At 34.9% G+C, this 19,638-nt stretch carries 18 protein-coding genes; 17 read left to right on the top strand and 1 reads right to left on the bottom strand.

The features are described 5' to 3' along the window. Positions 1 to 639 precede the first annotated feature (639 nt). From EKH84_RS04850 to EKH84_RS04875, 6 genes are all read left to right on the top strand, one after another. Positions 640 to 1,215, top strand: a complete 576-nt coding sequence (locus EKH84_RS04850) for a class I SAM-dependent methyltransferase (protein WP_013655351.1) — start codon at positions 640 to 642, stop codon at positions 1,213 to 1,215. Positions 1,216 to 1,281: 66 nt separating this feature from the next. Then, a complete protein-coding gene (locus tag EKH84_RS04855; protein WP_127065390.1) occupies positions 1,282 to 2,001 on the top strand; it encodes a YdcF family protein in 720 nt (239 codons plus the stop codon). A gap of 103 nt (positions 2,002 to 2,104) precedes the next feature. Further along, positions 2,105 to 2,386: a DUF503 domain-containing protein gene (locus tag EKH84_RS04860; RefSeq protein WP_013655353.1), complete on the top strand. Its 282-nt coding sequence runs from the start codon at positions 2,105 to 2,107 to the stop codon at positions 2,384 to 2,386. 123 nt (positions 2,387 to 2,509) lie between these two features. Next, positions 2,510 to 3,286 (top strand): peptidoglycan recognition protein family protein, encoded by a 777-nt coding sequence (locus EKH84_RS04865; protein WP_127065391.1) that lies wholly within the window; start codon positions 2,510 to 2,512, stop codon positions 3,284 to 3,286. A gap of 150 nt (positions 3,287 to 3,436) precedes the next feature. Continuing rightward, on the top strand, positions 3,437 to 4,054 hold the full coding sequence (locus EKH84_RS04870) for a class I SAM-dependent methyltransferase (RefSeq protein WP_127065392.1): 618 nt from the start codon (positions 3,437 to 3,439) through the stop codon (positions 4,052 to 4,054). Between the two features lie 295 nt (positions 4,055 to 4,349). Continuing rightward, positions 4,350 to 4,943 (top strand): VanZ family protein, encoded by a 594-nt coding sequence (locus EKH84_RS04875; protein WP_127065393.1) that lies wholly within the window; start codon positions 4,350 to 4,352, stop codon positions 4,941 to 4,943. 239 nt (positions 4,944 to 5,182) lie between these two features. Here EKH84_RS04875 and EKH84_RS04880 read toward each other — a convergent pair whose 3' ends face one another. Beyond that, on the bottom strand, positions 5,183 to 5,800 hold the full coding sequence (locus EKH84_RS04880; RefSeq protein WP_013655357.1) for a hypothetical protein: 618 nt from the start codon (positions 5,798 to 5,800) through the stop codon (positions 5,183 to 5,185). A 237-nt stretch (positions 5,801 to 6,037) separates the two neighbouring features. Between EKH84_RS04880 and EKH84_RS04885 the strand changes: the two genes are divergently transcribed. The 11 genes from EKH84_RS04885 to EKH84_RS04935 all read left to right on the top strand — a co-directional run bounded on the left by EKH84_RS04885 (position 6,038) and on the right by EKH84_RS04935 (position 19,359). Then, positions 6,038 to 6,265, top strand: a complete 228-nt coding sequence (locus tag EKH84_RS04885) for a hypothetical protein (RefSeq protein ID WP_127065394.1) — start codon at positions 6,038 to 6,040, stop codon at positions 6,263 to 6,265. Next, positions 6,249 to 8,480 carry a PTS transporter subunit IIABC gene (locus EKH84_RS04890; protein ID WP_127065395.1) on the top strand — a complete coding sequence of 744 codons (2,232 nt, stop codon included), beginning with the start codon at positions 6,249 to 6,251 and terminating at the stop codon, positions 8,478 to 8,480. Before EKH84_RS04885 ends, EKH84_RS04890 begins: the two co-directional genes overlap by 17 nt. Positions 8,481 to 8,697: 217 nt before the next feature. Beyond that, positions 8,698 to 10,197, top strand: coding sequence for an ABC transporter substrate-binding protein (locus EKH84_RS04895; RefSeq protein ID WP_127065396.1), 1,500 nt, complete (start codon positions 8,698 to 8,700; stop codon positions 10,195 to 10,197). A gap of 347 nt (positions 10,198 to 10,544) precedes the next feature. Further along, the gene (locus tag EKH84_RS04900; protein WP_127065397.1) at positions 10,545 to 11,624 is read left to right on the top strand and encodes a hypothetical protein; all 1,080 of its coding nucleotides are present in this window, start codon (positions 10,545 to 10,547) and stop codon (positions 11,622 to 11,624) included. A gap of 82 nt (positions 11,625 to 11,706) precedes the next feature. Continuing rightward, positions 11,707 to 12,066: a YccF domain-containing protein gene (locus EKH84_RS04905; RefSeq protein WP_127065398.1), complete on the top strand. Its 360-nt coding sequence runs from the start codon at positions 11,707 to 11,709 to the stop codon at positions 12,064 to 12,066. Positions 12,067 to 12,924: 858 nt separating this feature from the next. Beyond that, positions 12,925 to 13,467: a GNAT family N-acetyltransferase gene (locus EKH84_RS04910; protein WP_190283490.1), complete on the top strand. Its 543-nt coding sequence runs from the start codon at positions 12,925 to 12,927 to the stop codon at positions 13,465 to 13,467. Positions 13,468 to 13,601: 134 nt separating this feature from the next. Then, a complete protein-coding gene (locus tag EKH84_RS04915) occupies positions 13,602 to 13,997 on the top strand; it encodes a BlaI/MecI/CopY family transcriptional regulator (protein ID WP_127065400.1) in 396 nt (131 codons plus the stop codon). Continuing rightward, on the top strand, positions 13,998 to 16,601 hold the full coding sequence (locus tag EKH84_RS04920) for a M56 family metallopeptidase (RefSeq protein WP_127065401.1): 2,604 nt from the start codon (positions 13,998 to 14,000) through the stop codon (positions 16,599 to 16,601). It begins immediately after the preceding gene. An 832-nt stretch (positions 16,602 to 17,433) separates the two neighbouring features. Continuing rightward, positions 17,434 to 17,811, top strand: a complete 378-nt coding sequence (locus EKH84_RS04925; RefSeq protein WP_127065402.1) for a hypothetical protein — start codon at positions 17,434 to 17,436, stop codon at positions 17,809 to 17,811. Between the two features lie 244 nt (positions 17,812 to 18,055). After that, complete coding sequence (locus tag EKH84_RS04930; RefSeq protein WP_127065403.1) at positions 18,056 to 18,508, top strand: MarR family winged helix-turn-helix transcriptional regulator; 453 nt, start codon at positions 18,056 to 18,058, stop codon at positions 18,506 to 18,508. Positions 18,509 to 18,528: 20 nt separating this feature from the next. After that, a complete protein-coding gene (locus EKH84_RS04935; RefSeq protein WP_243118639.1) occupies positions 18,529 to 19,359 on the top strand; it encodes a DUF6544 family protein in 831 nt (276 codons plus the stop codon). The last annotated feature ends 279 nt before the right edge of the window (positions 19,360 to 19,638 follow it).

Genomic DNA, 19,638 nt, shown 5'->3' on the forward strand with positions numbered 1-19,638 from the left:
TCAAGAAAAAACAAAACTTGTTATTATCTTTTTTCTGCACTTTGCACTTAGGGGTTTGAACACTTAAGAGATCAATAATGCTTGTAAGGCTCCCTAGCTTCCTTACAGAGCTACTTCTTGGCAAAATAGACTTATGGGAAGCTTTATACGTTATTGCCTTGGGCGCCTGCCCTCGGCTTCGAGTATTTTTTAACTGTCGTTACGCCTTCTTTCCACGCTGCTTCACTGTCTTGGATGTTTATGAGGTCAACAACGTTTGTGAAAATGAGTGGGTATGGGTGCCTGGAGTAGTGACTTGGGAGCATTTTTTAGAAGCACTTAGTGAACGTTTTAGATGGGTTTTAGGCAGCTGTTTGAACGAAGTGAGTTCTGCCGTTCATCTAAATAAGTGAACTTAGTGCTTCAAAAAATGTGAACCGGAACAACGGAAGGCACCCATACCCACTCATTTTCTCTCAGACGTACTTCTCATAAACGCCAAGACAAATTTTAATTTATCTGCTTGACCTTATTTCAAAATAGTGATTAACTAAAAAGAGGTAATATAAATGAGGCAACAATGGAAACTAGTTAGTATACAGTAGGAGACAAAAGAAAAACAGTTAATAGGTAAATATCAAAAATAGAAAGAGGACGTCTATGAGTTGTTATTACAATGAACATGCACAGGAATTTTTAGCTGGTACAGTTAACTTGGATATGCAAATGCATTATGAACCTTTTTTAAAGTTAGTACCAGAGGGCGGTGTTATTTTAGATGCAGGTTGCGGCTCAGGCAGAGATAGCTTAGCATTTAAAAAATTAGGCTATTATGTGGTGGCGATGGATGCCTGCGCAGAAATGTGTCAATTTGCTGGAGAATACATAGGCCAGTCAGTGTATTATTGTCGTTTTCAAGATATGGACTTTAAACTTAATTTTGATGGGATATGGGCTAGTGCCTCTCTCTTACATGTACCAAGTGAGGAATTACCAGCGGTACTAAGAAGATGTGCTTATCATCTAAAGCCAAATGGGGTTCTCTATGCTTCTTTTAAATATGGGGACTTTGAAGGAGAAAGAAATGGTCGTTATTTCCTAGACTTAAAAGAAGAAAGGGCAGAAGGCTTTTTTATAGAAGCTGGTTTTAAAATAGAAGAAATGCATGTTAGTAATGATATAAGGCCAGAACGTACAAATGAAAAATGGCTTAATATTTTAGCTAGAAAGATTTAAGAGAATGGTGAAAATCATTCTCTTCTTTAATGTTATGGATCATTTATTCTTAAAGGGGGGAAGGATATGATTTATTTTTTTAGAAGTTTAGCAGTGTTTTCCTTACTACAAATTATAATATTATTTGTGTTTGGAGGAGCAGCAGGGATGGTACCTGTATGGTTAGGTGTAGAGGTAGTGGCCACTCTACTTTCTTTTAAAAGAATTTTTAATAAATGCTTTGGGATAAAGTTTATAAAAGTTCTTTTTGCTATGGGAATGCTTGTTTTTGTAGGGGTAGAAAGCTTTATTGTATGGTCAGGTTTTAAGAGTGTACCAGGTGAAGCCTGTGACTTTATTATTATATTAGGGGCACAGGTAAGGGGAAATGCACCTTCTATGACACTGCAATATCGTTTAGAGAGTGCTTATGATTATTTGATGGCTAATCCACAAACTAAAGCGGTGTTATCAGGAGGCCAAGGCCCTGATGAAATCATGACCGAAGCAGAAGCGATGAGGCGTTATTTAGTGGAAAAAGGTATTGAAGAAGAAAGGTTGATTTTAGAAGATCGGTCTACTAGCACCTATGAGAACTTAAAATATTCTTTTGCAATCATCGATGAGATAAAAGCAAATAGTAGTATTAGTATCGTAACCAACCGTTTTCATGTTTTAAGAGCAAGGATGATTGCTAGTGATATGGGAAGAAGAGTAGGTGGAATAGGGGCTAAAAGCTATTTCTATTTGATTCCTAATTATTATTTTAGAGAGTTTTTTGCAGTGATGAAGGAAATAATAACCTAGATTCGTAAGAAGATAAAAGGTTTTAGTGAGTCAAGTGTGGCATTATTGCATATGATAAAGTAAAGGCAGTCAAGACCTTGTCACAACAAGAAGGAGGCATCTTATGTTAGTTGGAATACTTAAAATCAAACTTCACGCACCTTATGTACATTCTTTGAAAGAAAAGCGTATGATTGTAAAAAGCATTATGGGCAAACTACGTAATAAATTTAATGTATCAGTTTGTGAAATAGCTGAGCAGGATATTCATCAAACTATTGTTATAGGTATTGCTATGATTGCAGCGCATACTGCTAACTGTGATAGTACCATGGACCACATTTTAGACTTCATTGAAGAAAATTGTGAGGCAGAGATTGTAGATATTACGAGAGAAATAAGATAGGTACGGCCTCCCTAAAAAAATACTTTCAGAAAAGCTTTATATAAGGAACGAGTGATGACAAGACATTAAGCGAGCTATCACATATAAAGAATGAAAGCTGATTTTGATTAAGGGGGATTAGAAATGAAAATTACACAAGTACTACTTACGCCAAATGCATATAGCAGACCTCAAAAACTACTAAGGAAGGTTACTCATATTGTTATTCACTGGGTAGGTAATCCAGGTAGCACAGCTATGGAAAATTGTAATTATTTTGAAAGCTTGAAAGAGGGAGGGACTTATGCAAGTGCCCACTATATTGTAGGACTTCAGGGGGAGATTATTCAGTGCATACCAGAAAGTGAATTAGCTTATCATGCAGGTCCAGCCAATAGTTATAGTATAGGTATTGAGAATTGCCATCCAGATCAAGGAGGCAAGTTTAATTCAGCTACTTATGTTTCTTTGGTTAGTTTATGTGCTAATATTTGCAGACGTTATGGTTTGAACCCAGAAGAAGCACTTCTAAGGCACTATGATATAACTGGTAAGATATGTCCTAAATACTATGTAGAGCATTCTATTGCATGGAAGCAGCTCAAAGAAGATGTAAAGAAGGTGCTGGATATACTTGAGGAGGATCAAGTTCTGATTGATGCAGTTAAGGCGCTTATTAGTGCAGGTATACAGCTTGACTTAAAAATATGGGGCAACACTAAAACAATGAAGTTAACTTATGTAAAGCAAATGATAGAACGAATTGGCAAGAAGTATGATTGTGCTAGCTATAAGGAAACAATTGATTTTCTGGTGAGTAAGGATTGTATTAAAGTCAGAGAACCTTGGGATGAGGAAAAATTCAAGGCTGAGTGGTGTAGGCAAGTGCTTATTAACGTAAAAGAAAAACTTCTTAAATAGTTATTAGTTCCAAATGAGTTTATGCAATATGTATAATTTTAATGAAAAATCAAAAAACACCTTTTTAATTTCCATAATTCAGAGTAAGATGAGTAGTATAGGGGCGTTATTAAATCCTACAAGTAGTTTGATAGGTAAGGAGGGGTGATTATGGATAAAAATAAAGAGAAAATAAAGAGTAATTTTGACCATGAGGCACGAGAATACGACAATAGCAAGGCAAGTCAGTTTGCTAGACAAAGTTATCCGTATATGCTAAATACCTTAATGCCTATTCGGTTTGAAACCGTTTTAGATGTGGGATGTGGGACAGGAAGCTTATTATATGAAATCCTAGATCGTAAACCACAAGTAAAGGCTTTTGGCATAGATTTTTCAGAAGAAATGCTTAAAGTAGCTAGAGATAAATTACCAAAGAGAGTGGAACTTATCCAAGGAGATGCAGAAGCGATACCTTTTGAAAATAAACGTTTTGATGTAGTTGTGGGAAGTGATATTTTGAGATACACGACAAACCCTCAGCTTATGATAAGAGAGATGTATCGTGTACTTAAAGTAGGGGGAAAAATTGTTTTATGTGATTTCTGTACAGCAAGTTCTCTAAGAGCTGTTAAAAATCTACTTAATCCTCTTAGTAAAGATGGAGGCTTAAGAATTTATGCTGAAGATGAAGTAAAGGAGTTTTTAAGCAAGAGTGGATTTGATTTTGTTAATTATACAAAAGTGACTGGTAATACTTTTATTGCAACAGGCGATAAAAGAAACTAATAATATAAAAGGTATCTCCTCGCTGTGGTTAAGAGGAGGTGCTTTTTTAGTTTATGCAGAGTTATTCACAAATTTGGGATAAAATCAAAGAAAATGTGGATAAGATAGAATATATGTTCGACCTGAAATGAGAAATGCTATAAAAATGTGGATAAGTAGTGTAAATAGCATTTATTTATACTTTAATTTAAGTAGATTTTAGTTTATACTGAAAAACAGAGTCGTTGAATATAGATTGTAAGCTAGGTGGTAGGCTATTACATCTAGTAAGAATAAAGGATAGGAGAAGAATACAATGGCAATCGATGAGATTATTAGATATGTATATGTAACATTTATTGTTGCCACATTATTTTTCATACCTATTATGTTTATAAGAGGAATGTACTTACGTCGTAAGGGAAGATGGCCTATAAAAAATTGGAAGAAAGAGATAGCAGTCATACTGTTTATTTTCTATTTGTTATGTTTATATCAAATTACAGCCTTACGTTTTGGAGGTATTGGGTGGGATATAAGCAATATGATGGCCAGAAATACCAGAGTTAATATGACGCCTATGGTAGAACTATGGAATTGGACGGTCAAGGGTGTTTGGTGGCATTTATTTTATAATGTCATTGGGAATTTTATATGGTTTGTACCTTTAGGTGCCTTAGTGCCTGCTTTATTTATAAGTCAGAGAAAACCAGGAAGAGTAATGCTTATAGGAGCAATTGTTTCTGCATCTATAGAAATACTGCAATACATACTTTGTACTGGTGTGACAGATATTGATGATGTTATTCTCAATACCATAGGAGCAGGGATTGGATATATAGTATTTAAGATTTTATATGGTATTTATAAATTTTTGCGTGGAAAGTTATCTAAGAAAAAGCAAGTGTAACCTTGTACAATTCATGTGTCATATCTTAATAGTATACTACTAGCAAGATGAAGCAGTTCAAGTAGTAAATAATAAATAAATGTGCTATGAGGTCATTAATATTTATAAATATTCAAGAATAAAAGGGTTATAAAACGAGAGGTTACATACTCGTTTTATAGCCCTTTTACTATTTAGTAAAGTTAATATTCATTTTTAGAGGGAGTTTATGCATTTCGTGACACTTCCTTGATTTAGTATTAGTCAATGCTTTGGATTTCGAATTCTTTGAGAGTATTAAGCGTGCCTTTGAGTTTAGAAATGTGTTCATCATAAAGTGCAGCCTTGCCGCTGATTGTTATAGCATAAAAAGCATCTTTACCTTCTGTGTAAAGATAATAGCCTTTGTTATTAATATCATCCTCAGCAAAGGCTATTTCGTATCCTTTTGCATTAGGAAAGTTATCGAGGCTTACTGCTTCTAAAGGAGAAGGAGTTACCATAGTTAATAGCTTTGGAATACCTTTTTCTTCATAGAGATTGATAAAGGCATCGAGTGTATCTTCTTTAATATCTTCAAGAAGAGAAGAGTCTTTACTATATTTTGTAATCATCACACTAATAGGCATGGATTCATCTTGAGCAGCTAGAATAGTATCTACACCTGCGCTAGCGTCCTGTAGCCATTCTTTTGGCAAATCAATAGAGAAAGTACCGTGTGGATTAGTAAAGGTATCTAAGACGCCTTCTTCATATTGTTTTTCAAAAGTAATAGGTGCTTCGGTAGAAGATGCTGGAACTTCTTTATTACAAGCAACTAATTGAAATGAAAAGATCGTTATACAAAACAACAAAGTTAATTTTTTGAATTTTTTCATATAAGATACTCCTTTTTTGTGTAAACTGCGTTAACAAGATAGTATTATTTTAAACTAAAAATGATAGAAATGCTATGTTATAGCCTATTTTCCGGGAAATAATGAAGATTTGTAGCAATATAAATCAAATTAGAAGAAGAAAGACAAATAAGTACATATCATAAATATATTGAAATAAATTAACACATACTAATTCAGATAAAGTACTTTGCTAGAAATGTAGGAGGAAAAATTTAAATGAGATTATTTAAAATAGAAACCTTGTTGCTAAGTTTGCCTCTTCGTCCCCTTACAGAAGATAGTTGGCTTGCCGTAGCAGCTATTATAGCAATCGTAGTATTAATTGTGTATTTAGCCTACAGTTATGTTTTTAAAAAAAAGGCTAAAGAGCAAAAAAGATTAGCGGATGTAAGGAATATAAGACAACAAGCTATTAAGGAGGAAAAAAATGAAGCAAGAAAGTAATAGGATGAGCAATGCCTTTGGAATATTGCAACGAGTAGGAAAAGCTTTTATGCTTCCTATTGCATTATTGCCTGCCGCAGGTATTTTACTAGGTGTAGGTGGTGCATTACTTAATGTAGCGGCTTTAGAAAATCCACCTGCTATTTATGAGGGGTTAATTTCTTTTATTAATCTACGTGGTGTAACAGTTGCCTTAACCGTTATGAGAAATGTAGGAGATATTGTATTTGGAAATTTGCCATTGCTGTTTGCTATAGGAATAGCGGTAGGCTTAGCTAATTCAGATAAGGGAACAGCGGCATTAGCAGGGGCAGTTGGTTTCATTATCATGCACACAGCGATTTCAACGATGCTAGGACTAGGTGTTACGCCTTTGGGTATATTAACACCCGATCATACACCAGCGCAGTATAGCTCTTATGTAAGTACAACTTTGGGTATTTTTACACTTAACCTCTCGGTATTTGGTGGTATGATTGCAGGTATTATAGCCTCCATTTTGCACAATCGCTATCATAAAATTCAACTGCCACAAGTCCTAGGCTTCTTTGGAGGATCACGTTTTGTACCTATTGTGACTGCAGTAGTTATGCTTGTTGTGGGTGTTATTTTATCCTTTATATGGCCAGTTGTACAAAATGGTATAGCTGTTATTGCTAAATGGGTTAATGAATTAGGGGCACTAGGAACCTTCCTTTACGGAACCATTGAAAGAGGTCTAATTCCAGTAGGACTTCACCATGTTTTTTACACACCATTTTGGTATACAGCCTTTGTAGAAGGAACAGTCTTCCTACCAAATGGTGCAACAACTATTGTAGATGGTGCTAATACAGCTTATTTTGCACAACTTTCTAATATGTCAGCTTTAGTGGGAGCGGATGCAGTCACTATGGCACAAGTCGTGCAAGGAACCACACGTTTTATGGCCGGTAAATTCCCATTTATGATTTTTGGGTTAGGTGGAGCGGCTCTAGCTATGTACAAGAATGCTAGGCCGGAAAAGAAAGCTTATGTCGGGGGACTTCTGGCATCAGCAGCTTTAACTGCAGCTGTTACAGGTATTACAGAACCTATTGAATTTACTTTCTTATTCGTAGCACCAATTTTATATGCAATTCACTCAGTTATTGCAGGATTATCCTATATGATTATGGACCTTTTAAATGTATTTGTAGGGATGACCTTCTCGGGAGGATTAATAGACTTTGCTCTTTTTGGATTACTTCCAGCAGGAGCAGGAGTACCTACGAGGTGGTATTACATCATAGTAGTAGGTATTGTATTCTTTGCAATATATTATTTGATTTTTGACTTCTTTATTAGAAGACTTAATCTAAAAACACCTGGGCGAGAAGATGAAGATGATGGCGTTACCGAAGACAGTAAAGGTGCAGCAAAAGGCATTGTATTAGCTGCTAGAGTTTTAGCAGCATTAGGTGGTCAGCAAAATATCAAAAATATAGATGCCTGTATTACTAGACTTCGTGTTGGGCTTCATAATAAAAATGAAGTTGATAAAGAAGCTTTAAAAGCTTTAGGAGCTACAGGCGTACTAGAAGTAGGCGACAATGTACAAGCTATTTTTGGTGGACGATCAGATAATATTAAGAATGACATTTTAGATATTATGGAAGGCCGTGTTAAACCAGAAGATATTGATATTGCTATGGGAAGTGTACAAGAAGAAATATCAAAGAGTCAGCCAGTTAAATCTGCAAGTTTTGAAATGACGAAGGGTGATGGACATGGTAAGATCGTTGAGAGTTTACTCATACCAATGAAGGGAGAGCTCCTTACTTTAAAAGAAATTCCAGACCCTGTATTCTCTGAAGGAATGATGGGGCAAGGCTTTGCTATTAAGCCAACGGAAGGTAAGCTTTATGCACCTATAGATGGAACCATTCTTACGGTATTCCCAAGTAAACATGCTATTGTTATTCAAACTAAAAAGGGGCATGAAGTGCTGATGCACTTTGGGCTGGATACAATCTTGCTTAAGGGTGAAGGCTTTACAACTCATGTAGAAGAGGGCCAAGAAGTTAACGCAGGAGATTTACTGCTTACAGTAGATATCGATGCAATTGTGGATAAGGTGCCATCACTGATTACACCAATTGTATTTCCGAATTTAAAAGATGATGAAAAGGTAAGTTTATCAGAAACTGGGCCTGTAGATGCTAAGATGAAGGGCAGAGTAGTTATTGAGAAGTAGCAGCATAGAGACTTTATAGATTTAAAAAAAGGTAGCATATTATGAATAATAAGCTACTTTTTTGTTATTTTTTTCTATGCATCAACTTATAAAAGTTAATATTAATATTAAATATTTTGAATTGAAAAAATTATATTGAAATTTATAGAATGTAAATTATAATATAGGTGGAGATGAAATAAAATAGAGCAAGTAAATTAAGAAAAGGGAAGATGCAATGAAGAAGATAATGAAGGTATTTGTGTTAATAATGGGGATTATCGTATTGACAATGCCGGCTTACTGTGAGGAAGTTTCAACCCAACTACCGCCAATCAAACTTACTTGGTATTTTGTTGGTAATGGGCAAGAAAAGGATACAGTATTGGTCGAAACAGCTATTAATGAGTATATTGCTAAAAATACAACGCTTAATTGTAGCATTAAGCTTAGATGTTATGACTGGACGAACTATGATAAAAAAATGCAACAGATGATAAACTCTGCAGAAGAATTTGATATTTGTTTTACTAGTAATTGGAGCAATAATTATTATATTCGTGCATCACAAGGTGCTTTTATATCTCTTGATAGCTTATTGCCTACCTATGCACCTAAAACTACTATTTTATTAGGAGAAGATTATTTAAAAGGAACCTATGTTAATGGCAGTTGCTATGCCATTCCTAGTAATAAAGAGAAGGCCACTCAGTATGGGCTATTAATTCGAAAGGATCTAGTTCAGAAATACAATATGGATTTATCAAAGGTAAAAAAATTAGAAGACATGGAGCCCTTTTTTGAAATAATAAAGAAGAAGGAACCTTCAATGTATGTTTTAGACCCGAGGTCAGTAGAAGCTCCTTCTGAGATGTTAAATATGAGAAGCTTAGGCTGTGAAGTAACTAGCCAAACAAGTACATGGATTGGTGGAGTTTATTACGATACAAAGGATTATAAGGTAATTAATCAATTAGAAACACCGGAAATGATAGCTTATATGAAATTAATGCAAAGTTATGTGCAAAAAGGTTTTATAAGTAAAGAAGTAGCTGAAGAAGGAAATTATGTTATAGACGAAATGTATGGAAAAATCTTTTGTAGCCTAACTGAGTTATATCCAGGCCAAGCATATTACGCAGAGGCTAGAAGTGGGTATGAATACATTTCTATTCCCCTAACTAAAGCTGTTATGAGTACAAAGAATTCTACAGGTGCTATGCAAGCGATTTCTGCCACTTCTAATAATCCTGAAAGAGCACTGATGTTCTTGGAATTGGTTAATACCGATAAAGCATTAAATAATCTTCTAAACTTTGGTATAGAAGGTAAACATTATATTAAGGTCAAGGGCAAGACAAATATTATTCAAGCTGGAGAAGAGGAGAGAGCGTATAATCCAGGTCTTGGTTGGGCTTTTGGGAATCAGATGTTAAATTATGCTTTTAATGAAAGGGAAAACCAGTTTATAAATGAGATGCAAAGCTTTAATGAACAAGCACAAATAGATAAAACCATTGGTTTTGTTTTTAATCCAGATTCAGTTTATACTCAAATTGAAAACTGTAATTTAATATGGGAAAAACAGGTGCGCCCTATGCTACTGGGAGCTGGAGATGTCACAACGGATTTACCAAGGGCAAAAAAAGCTCTTAAGGCAGCAGGAGTAGATGATATTATATCTGAGATGCAAAAGCAGTTAAATGCTTGGAAAATGAAGAATAAGATAAATAACTAATGCAATTACATAAATACTTTCAAGGTTATTGAGAAATAAAGAGGATATAAAAAACAGGATAAACTCCATGATGGAGTGTCCTGTTTTTTTGAGTATCAAATTGAATTTTGAATAATAACGATTAAGCGAAATAGCCACTAGGTAGTCTAGCTAAGTAACTTACCTTTAGCTCCTATCTCCATTTACCAAGAAACTCTATACGTTATTATATGGGTGCTGGTTTCCGGCTTGCAAGCGTTGGATTTGCAATAAAATACAACAACTTAAGTTCTTTTAATGAATCTAAGTGTGGGATATACTATTTATAAAATTTGGGAAACAATGTTTTGCTTATGGGGGAGGTTCATATGCGGAAGGTGATTTGTTGTTTTATGATGTGCCTATTATTTACTGGATGTAGTGCTATTGCTGAATGGAATAGACATCATCCTGATAGTGGAGAAAGTACAGAAAAAAACGTTTCTAGGACATTTCTCTATATGGGAGATGATAGTTTCTGTGGTCTATATGATGAGAAGGAAGTTGAGTGCTATAGCATTTTTAAGTGCAGAGATAGTGAGATTGATAAATATGATTTAAAAGAAGGAGATATTGTAGAGATACGGGGGGATATTTCTGTTTTATGGGGAGTCGGTACTGAATGGTTTATTGATAAAATTCGAAAGTTGAAGGTACTTAACTACGATGAGGTTACTGAAAGTAAGACACCTATAGTGCAAAGGCTATCAAATGAAATTCTTGCACCTTCTTATTTATTTGAAGATGGTGGAGAAAATTGGTATTACATTATTAATGAAGATACAAATAATTATATTAATATTTATGGAAGTTGGGTGGAGGGAGAGTGGGGGCATAACATTGTAGAAAATGGAGACTTCATAGGACGCTATTCTACTAAGAAGAATATTTTCTTGGATGACCAGGTTCATATTTGTTTTGTATCTGATGATATGAGCGAAGCAGAAATCATAGAGTGCATTAAGCAAAAAGACTTTTCTAATATGTTTTATTTGGGTAAATCTGATACTATTGACATATATGCTGAAGCAAGGGATTTAAGTCCTATTCTTTCAAATAGATGTACAACAAAATTTCCTGTAAGCATAAATGATATTTGTTCTTACGAAGACTTTTTAGCAACATATGAAGGAGATATCCTTCCTCAACTTAGTAAACAGGAAGTCAATGTGCTAAAGGGAGAAGGTAATATTTTGGTGGTTGAAGTTGTGGAGAAGGGTCAATTTTATGATGAAGGGAATATATTACTTCTTGCAATCGCTGGGGACTTAAGTCATATTGCCAAAAATAAAGTCTACAATTTAATGCTTTCAGAGGATTCTTACTTTAAATTCGTTGATCCTTATCGCTATCCTATTTTTGATATTCATAAAGATGATATAACGTATTCTTACTTTACATATAAATAAGTGGTATTTAAATTAACACTTTTATTTTCATAAAGGTATATACATGGTAATATAGATAATACAAAATGATTGGAGGAAGTCAATGAGTTTTTTAGGTAATATCATTTGGTTTATATTCGGTGGATTTATTATGGGGATGAGTTGGCTTGGAATAGGCCTTTTATGGTGCATCACGTTAGTGGGTATTCCTGTAGGTGTACAGTGCTTTAAGTTAGCAGGTTTAGCTTTTTTCCCATTTGGAAAAGAAGTAACTTACGGTGGGGGCGTAGGTTCACTTCTGTGCAATATTTTATGGATTATATTTGGTGGTATTCCATTGGCTATTGAAGCTACTATTATTGGAGTTGTTTTTTGCATTACCATTATTGGAATTCCATTCGGGCTTCAATCTTTTAAAATTGCAAAATTAGCCCTTATGCCATTTGGTGCAAGAGTCGATTAGGATTTAACAAAAAATCTATTGTGTTTAAAAGACATAATAGATTTTTTTTGTTTATTCCTACAGTATGAATGTGTTTGATTATAATAAAGGGATAATGATTAGAAAAAGATTAATAGGAGTGAAACTAATTTGGAATAAGATAGACTATAAATAGAAATTTATTGAGCGTTTATAAGGCATGCTGCTGGGCGGAAATGAGAGGATAAGGGCTACCTTCCGGAATTCCGCTCCGTATTTTTTGAAGCACTAAGGCTCACTTTTTTGATGAACGTGCGAAAACTCATTTCATTCAAACACTCGCACTAAAACCCATCAAAAAAGTTCGCCAAGTGCTTCTAAAAAATACTACGAAGTCATTCCTCCAGGCAGCCCTTATCCTCTCATTTCTTACAAGCATCATTGATCTCATAAACGTTCAAGACCCTAAACGAGAAGTGCAGAAAAGAGATAATAACAATAGCAAAACAGACTTATAGGAAGCTTGATACGTTATTGCTCTGAACGCTTGCCCTCTGGCTTCTTATAACAATAACGCATAAAGTGACTTTTAGTATGTGTTTGCTAGGAAGTAGCTAAGGAGGGAGAGAAATTGGCTTACTGAAAGCTACCTTGGAGGTGAACTAAGAAACTCTTAACGAAATAGCCCTTATGGGTGTTAGGCTGAGTGTCTGAGCGTTAGCGAGTTTTCAGCCGTTCATAAGGGCTATGAGTTTAGAGTTTCTTAGTGAGCCGAGACAGTAGATGGAAGTAAGACAATTTCTCGGACTTCTTAGCGGCTCCTAACTTTATGCCGTTATTTTTCAAATTTCAATTGAGTGAAGGCTTTCAAATAGAATTATTATGAAAGGAAGCAAAGAGATGATTACAACTAAACGATTACAATTGGTACCAATAGAAATAAAATATGCTAAAGACCTATTAGCTCTGTGGAGTGACTATGAAGTTGTAAAATATACTTATAATCCTTGGTGCAAGACAATAGAGGATTGCAAGGCACGTATCGAGCATATCCAGAAGTTTATAGATCCACTACATATGAATAACTGGGTTATTCTTCATCATAATGAGGTGATAGGGGTAGCGGGGGTGCCTACTGTTAGTGATGAAAAAGGGGAGTATGGACTTTATTATCAGCTTTGTCAGAACCACTGGGGAAAAGGATTCGGATTTGAAGTAGCAAAGGCTTTGGTAGATGAGTTATTTGAGAATACGAAGGCTACAGTTATTTTGGCCGATGCTGTAACAGTTAATCCTGCTAGCATGAGAATCTTAGAAAAAGTGGGTATGAAACAAACCCATTTGGAAGAAAAGAGCTTTCAAAGAGAAGAATTAGTAGGAGACCTTATGCATTATCAACTCACTAGAGCAGAATGGGAAGAAAGCAAATTGTATCAAGTGTAAAACGCAACTAAAAAATATTTAATCAGTAAATTGATTTAAATTTAGAATATTTAATAAAATATCCTTGATAAAAATAATAACAAATGTTACTATTATAAAAATAGATACATTTGTTATTATTTTTGGAGGACGATATGGATAAACAAGTGAAACTTTCAGAAGCAGAGTGGTACATTATGAATGTATTATGGGAAAATCAAAAGTTAGAGAAGGATGCACTAGAGTTAAAGCAAATTACAAAAGAACTTAAGGAACAAACAGGTTGGAGTAGTGGTACAGTTCGTACCATGTTACTTAGGTTAATTGATAAGGGGGCTGTATCTGTAGACCAGACAACAGGTGTTTATAAATATAGTACACTGATTGATAAGGAAAGATGTGTACAAGAGGAGGCAAGTTCTTTTTTAGAGAGAATCTACCAGGGGTCTATTAGTCAATTTGTAGCTTGTTTTGCAAAGGAAGGAAAGATTTCAAAGGAGGAAAGAGAGGAAATTCTACAACTAATTAATCAAATGAAGGAGGAAGAATAGATGGAAATAGCTATACTTAGCCAGTGGCTTGTAAGTGTGTTTGTGATGAGTACTGTAACGGCTGCAGTTATTATACTTGCCCGGATACTTATAGGGAAAAATCTTTCTCCGAAGCTAAAGTATTATTTATGGGGTATTTTTTTACTGCGATTAATGATGGTGCAGTTTCCTGAAAGCTCCTTAAGTATATTTAATTTATTGGGGAATGAGGCTTCTTCTATTTATTTGCAAGGTAAAGATGAGAAAGCACTAGTAGAAGAGGGAATGCAGCTGACAACAATGACGGGGCAAATGAAAGATGAAATGGGTTCATCAACAAATAATCCAGTAACCCATGATCAAGGGCCATTATTTCCGGATAAAGATAGTTCAAATAATAGTAAAGATAAATTAGCTGATGGTAAAGCTATATCGACCTATGATTTAGAAGCACTAAGTGATGTATTCTTTCATATAAGTGACCTTTCTAAGGCTTTTGAACAAGATGAAAACCAACTGGTAGCTGTAAATGCCCCCGAAGAAAGAAACTCAAAGATAGTTATAGTTATTTATGTACTAGGTTGTATTCTATATTTTGCATACATGCTAATGGGCTACATAAGCTTTTGCTATAAGAGTAGGCGACTATTACCTATAAGTGATGAAAAGCTTCTAATGTTAGTAGAGCAAATTAAAAAGGATTTACATATTAAAAAGAAGATAGCCTTGGTATATGGAGAAAATACTTGTATAGCAGGCATTTTTAAACCAATTCTGATTCTTAAGGCAGGTTATAGTGAGGAAGAGTACCGTGCTATTTTAACCCATGAATTGATTCACTATCGTTATGGAGACCTTTTAGTGAATTGGTGTCTTGTTTTACTTCAAGGGTTGTATTGGTTTAATCCAGTAGTTTATTTTGTTTTCAAACAAATAAGGCAGGATCAAGAAATCTTGTGTGATGTAAGGGTCTTAGAAAAGACCAATATGAGCCGTGTAAGTTATTCGGAAGTTTTATTTAAAGAGGCAACTATGATGAGGGGATCCATAGGCGTTATAGCTTTCGCAAGGAAAGAAAGTACCACTAAAAAGAGGATCGAAGTCATTGCCAAAGGTAAAAAGTTGTCAAAAGTAGGAATTGTATTAGGAGTAGGATTAGTAGTCATTATAGGAGGGATATGCTTAACTAATCCTAATACCTTAGGTGCCAATAATCAAGATACGACAAATCAGGATGCAAAGAATGAGGCTATGAAGAATCAGGATTATAATAAGCAGCAAGCAATATCAGAAGGGGCGAAAGATGCTACAAATCAACAAGAAAATAACAATGCTCCTATAGGAAATAGCAGTCAGATAGCAAGTAAGATAGAACAATATAGAGACCCAATTGATATAGAAAACATACAAGTTGCTTCTATTAAAAACAAAGAATTAGCGAACCTAATTACTAGTTTAATAGACACTACTCGTATAGAAGTATCTTACGATTATTTTAATAATTTTGAGGCAGATTACATACCAGCTACTATTACTGAAGAAAGACATATTCAGCTTATATTGGCTTTATTAGCAAGGAGTGACACGAGTATAATCAGTGAGAAGGATATGAGTGGTAACAGCGTTAAAAATCAACCCATTGTATTTTATCAAAAGGACGAAAAGTTAGCAGAGCTTTATATCAATTATGATACCTTATATGAACAAGGGTGGATTCAATATGGCGAGTATAGCTTTCAACTAGATGAAATGTTATTTAGATTACTAGCTGCTACAGAAGAATATAGGCCAGAAGGAAGCAGGATACCAGAAGATGTCATAGAGTTATTTGGCAAATATGGATATACACCAGCTTTTCTAATGGGAAGTAGTGAAAGGCGACTACCTAAAACGTTGGAAGTAACTAGCGCTAATGATATAGAAAATCTTTATTTTGCTCTAAGTATAGAAATGTCTAAGGCTATTGGTTTAGATTATGGAGAGAAATTAGGAGATGTAGGGGTATTAGGTAAATCTATCACAGCAGAAATTTATTACTTAGTTGAGTCTTTACCGGAATCAGATAGGCCTATATCAGATGCAAGAGGTATTGTTATAAGGTATGAAGGAAAGATAGTAGGAGCGCATATGGATTCAGGTAGACATTCGGCTGCATTTTATACCTTATCTGGAAAAAGTTTTGATGAAGTTACAAGTCTAACACCAGTAGATTATTTAGCAGAAACAGTCATGGCTGATTTTGAAAGAGGTGGCTATTCATCAGATGAAGAGCTCATCGCTACTTATTTTAAAGCTTTGGTGGATGGTGATACAAAGACTTATTTCAAAACGGTTTCCACTAACACTTGGTTAGTTATTTTGTTTACTAACATGGATAACACTACTTTATTTAATGAAGGCATAGTAAGGCAGCTAATGAATACTTTTTATAAGAAGGTGGATATTTTAGACATAAAGCTTAGCAAGGAGAACGACAAGCTTTCTAGTAATCGAACAAAAATTTATACCGTTAATTATCGTATAGAAACGAATGATACAAGTATACTTCAAAACGGTGAATACCCAAGAAGAGTGGTTTTAACTAATGAAAATGGCAAATGGCTAGTTGCAGGAGATGGATTTTAAAAATTGAAATTTGTCGGGGAATTTACTAGGCTATTTGGGCGGAACTGAGAGAGGGTGACTATCCTGCGTGGTTCCGCTCCGCATTTTCAGTAGGCACTAAGCTCACTTTTTTGGATGAACGCCCACAAACTCGGTTCCCTCAAACACGTGGGCTAAATACCATCCAAAACGTTCGCTAAGTGCCTACTGAAAATACTCCGAAGTCACCTCGCTAGGACAGCCACCCTCTCTCAGTTCTACCAACAATAACGCGTAAAGCCACCTCCATTAAGTGTTTTTAAGAGGAAATAAAACTTGTTATTATCTCTTTTCAGCACTTCTCACTTAGGGGCTTGAACGTTTATAAGGTCAATAATACTTGTAAGGCTCCCTAGCGTCCTTACATAGCTACTTCTTGGCAAAACAGACTTATGGGAAGCTTGATACATTATTACTATGGGCGTCTGCCCTAGTTCTGAGTATTTTTTAACTGTCGTTACGCCTTCTTTCCACGCTGCTTCACTGTCTTGGATGTTTATGAGATCAACAACGTTTGTGAAAATGAGGGGGAGGGCTATCTGGAAGAGTGACTTGGGAGAATTTTTTAGAGGCACTTGGCGAACGTTTTGGATGGGTTTTAGCACGAGTGTTTGACCAGCGGGAGTTTTCGTGCGTTCATCCAAATAAGTGAGCCTAGTGCCTCAAAAAATTTGAACCGGAACTCTGGAAGATAGCCCTCCCACTCATTTTCTTCCAGACGTCATTCTCATAAACGCCAAGACAAATTTCAATTTAGAATAGTGGCTGAAAGTGATAAATAAAGTATTTAGGAACCAAAGACAGGAGATTATCAATGGAATTCATATTTAAAGACCATCACCATGAAGACGCATACAACCAGCTGATAGAAGAAGCGGATCTTACAGAAATAGAGTTAAAACAACCTTCAGCTTTATTACGAAGACAGTTAGCCTTTCTTTATCTCATTGCGCTTTTTCAAGATGACTATATTCATTATGAAGGAGAGGCATTTTATGTGGAGGCTTATGAGGAGCTTTCATTAGGAGGACCAACCTATTTATTGGAAGCTTGTATGGGAGAAGGAACTTATCCTCATGAACAAATACTTTACATAGCAAAAAAACTTTTACAAGGGGATGTTACCGATATACATACTTCTCTTGAGGAATATAGCTCGTTTATTAAATGTGCTATTCATTTAGTGGGATAAGAGTAGAGTGAATTAAATTTATTAATAAAATATAAATACTATTGTAAAAAGCTAACTGGTTAGATAAAATATACCTAACCGGTTAGCTTTTTGTGCTTTATTAGTACTCATTTGATTTATCAGAGGAAATACATCAATACATTACTTAAAGAGTACCAGGTAAACAAAAGAATCATAGTAAAAATAAGATGATTTAGTATTAATTTGATAAGCATAACACTAGGAAAAAGAAGGGGAAGAAATAATGAATGAGAAAGACAAACAAGGGTATATATTTGGGCAGCTTTTTATACTAGCTAACAGACTACAATACTTAGGGGATCAATTTGATGAACAGATTTCCTTAAAGCAATGGGGGCTTTTAGCAGCGCTTTCTAAATTTGAGGGGGGAAGTGCTTCTATTGGTCAAGCTGCTACTTTCCTGGGAAGCTCAGGACAAAATGTTAAGAAGATGGCTGTCATTTTAGAAAGAAAAGGTTTTATTACTATTCATACAGATGAAAAGGATAGTAGAAGTGTGAAATTGACTTTAACAGAAAAAGCTATAGAACATGCCAAAAGTAGAGAGGAAAGAGAAGGGTATTTCCTAGAAAAACTTTTTCAAGGGATGGATGAGAACTTACTTGAAGTCATGTGCGTAGGTTTAAAGCAGCTAGAGGATAATATAAAGCAGATGGAAGAAGACGAGATGAAATGAGGAAAAGGGGAATGAGAATAATGATGTATGTTATTGGTATACTGTTCATTTTAGTAGGAGCAATTTTAATCTTTTTTCAATTACCTATGTCAAAAACTAAAAGTGAATTTAATCAAAAGAAGCAAGAAGCAATTAATAGGCAACAACTCATAGAAGGAAGTTTTAGTGAAGAAGATATTAAAGACTTACCAGAGCCTCTTCAGCGCTACTTTCGTTATTGTGGTTTCATAGGGATGAAGAAACCTACTTATATGCAAGTTACTTATAAGGATGTAGACTTTATTCAAGGGGGTAAACCTCTCAAGATGGATTATATGCACTATAATTTTACTACGCAGCCAGAGAGAGTAGCATTTATTGATGCTTCAGTAATGGGGATTCCTTTTCAGGGATTAGACCATTATTTAGAAGGAGATGGTGGTATGAAAGGTGTTATTGCAAAAACGATTAATTTGTTCGATGTAAAAGGAGAAGGAATGAATGCAGCAGGGCTTGTAACTTGCCTAGCTGAAGGGCTTTTATTACCTAGTTTTATTTTACAGGACTATGTAACCTGGGAAAGTATTGATAATAACCATGTAAAAGCAACTTTAGACTATTATGGCCTAAAGGTAAGTGGTATTTTTACTTTTGATGAATCGGGGGCATTTATTTCTTTTTACACATCAGATAGAATGATGGCAGATGAAACAACCGGTACAACTCAATCTGTAGACTGGGAGTGCATTGCAGAAGACTATAAGGAAATTGATGGTATCAAGTATCCTACCCGTTTAAAAGCTATTTGGCATGAGGAACAAGGTGACTTAGTGTACTTTGATTCTAATCAATTTAAAGTGACATATTATTAAAAGAAAGCCTGTTAATCAAGGAGTTCTTTTACGATATGAAAAAAGGAAAAAAGCACTGAAAAACATTAGTTGTTAAAAGACCTTATTGATAGGAATATATATTGATACCCCACAGATATTGCATTAAGAAGACGTATGATAAGAGTCTATAAAGACGTTTCTGGTAATGAAATTATAATGGATATTAATAGGCGTAAGCAAAGAGCTTACGCCTATTTTAGTGATACAATCTAACAGAGAATAGTTTTTAGTGAAGGCTTTCCTACTCAATTAATGATA

This window comes from Cellulosilyticum sp. WCF-2, from assembly GCF_003990395.1.
Classification (GTDB): Bacteria; Bacillota; Clostridia; order Lachnospirales; family Cellulosilyticaceae; genus Cellulosilyticum; species Cellulosilyticum lentocellum.